1 protein-coding gene and 1 pseudogene are annotated in these 1,569 nt (G+C 46.9%); both read right to left on the bottom strand.

What is annotated here, in order from left to right:
* Window positions 1–1,034, bottom strand: a pseudogene (locus LZ23_RS11875) (hypothetical protein); the annotation flags it as partial.
* A gap of 1 nt (window position 1,035) precedes the next feature.
* On the bottom strand, window positions 1,036–1,569 hold a 534-nt coding region (locus LZ23_RS11870; RefSeq protein WP_045214474.1), incomplete at its 5' end, for a DnaB-like helicase C-terminal domain-containing protein.

The following is a 1,569-nucleotide window of genomic DNA, read 5'->3' as shown; positions in this document are numbered from 1 at the left end:
TGGTCCAGCATGCTGTCCCCGAATGATTCTAAGAGCTTCTTGAGTCTTTTGTACTCAGCCAAAGGTTCTACAAGCGGGTTATCTGCAAACTGCCTGACTGTGTCCTTATCCAGGCACAGATCTCCAGTCTTAGTGCGTTTCCATTTCCTGAGAATTTTGCCGGGCAGGACACCCTTATAGAAATTTGAGAGCTGCTGGTTACTGGACAGATTAATCTTGTTACCCAAGGCACCTTTAAGTCTCGTCTCTGCCTTAGCAAATTCTTCCTTAAGGCCTTTTACAAGCCTCTGATGGCTTAGAACATCAAAGTTGAGTCCGGTGTAAGCCATGCGCATAACTGGCCTCTGTGCGTCTCTTAGCAGCTCGTAGAGTCTGGTTCTTTTCTTTCTCACTATGAGCTCACTTAACACCTGATAAAGCTCTCTAACCAGCCAGGCGTCCAGTGCAGCATAGTTAAGCTGGTCCATACTGAGTACTGAAGCGCCCCAGTCTGAAACCTGCTCCTCTTTGGAGATATCGAACTTCAGGTACTTCCTGGTAACCTCCTGCAAACTGGAATTGCCATTGTTTATGGCATTGTCCATCAGTCTGGTGCAGTCCATAAAGGGCAAGTCAATACCTGCATGGTACAAATGAGACATCTCAAAGACAGCATTGTGGGCTGCAAGGTTTCTGTCAAATACCGGCCCTATACTTCCAAGCCCAACCCTGGGTACATCGAATACAAAGACCTTCCCAGGCCCGGCACAGAACTGAGCCAGACGTATCTGGGACAAATGCGGACTTAACCCCGCCTGAGCATGTTTACTGTACCTGGATATTTTGCTTGTTTCGATATCAAAGCCAATCACTTCCTCTGTACTCAGGTCAGTACCCACAATCTCTTTAGCTCTGCCTGGGTCAGTCACATACTCAAGTTCAAACTCAGGTTTCCCAGGTTTGGGAGCTGCCTTTTTCACTGGTACTGGTTCAGGTACTGGTGCGGTTATGGGTCTGTTCTTTCTCTCTGCCATTAACTGTTGTAGTCTATTCATGTTATTCACCTCTTCCTTCTGCTTTACGCTGACCTTCAATTTCAGCTGGTTCAAATTTATGAAACGCCCTGTGAAACAGTAAAAACTGGTTGCCTTTTCCTTGCCCGCCCCTGTTCTTAATCAGCTCCAGGCGGGCATAAACTGTAGCCCCTTCACCACCTACAGGGTTTTCTTCCTTAAACTCCTTAAGATTGGTAACAAAATCCATGGCCTGTTCTGAGTCCTTTACCTTATGGGTAAACACTTCCCAGGCATCTTTCTCTGCCTTACCACCGTCTGCATGGGCTGGTTCAGAGTACAGAACCATGATACAATCAGCAGCATGGGCTATTCGGTTAGAGCCTCTAAGAGCATTCATGGTGAACTCTTTACTCTGAAAGGTACCTTTCTGCTCTTCTTTCGTCACATCGGAAATCGCCAGTACAGCAACATTCATATCTCTGGCCAACTGCTTAATCCGAACCGCCAGCTCTGAGATCTTGATGGTCTCATTCGGTCCCATATCCATGGCTTCTATTCCGGTGTTTAAAAGCTG

Origin of the sequence: Desulfonatronovibrio magnus (assembly GCF_000934755.1) — a bacterium.
Taxonomy (GTDB): Bacteria; Desulfobacterota; Desulfovibrionia; order Desulfovibrionales; family Desulfonatronovibrionaceae; genus Desulfonatronovibrio; species Desulfonatronovibrio magnus.
This window is presented reverse-complemented; position numbering and strand designations above follow the sequence as displayed.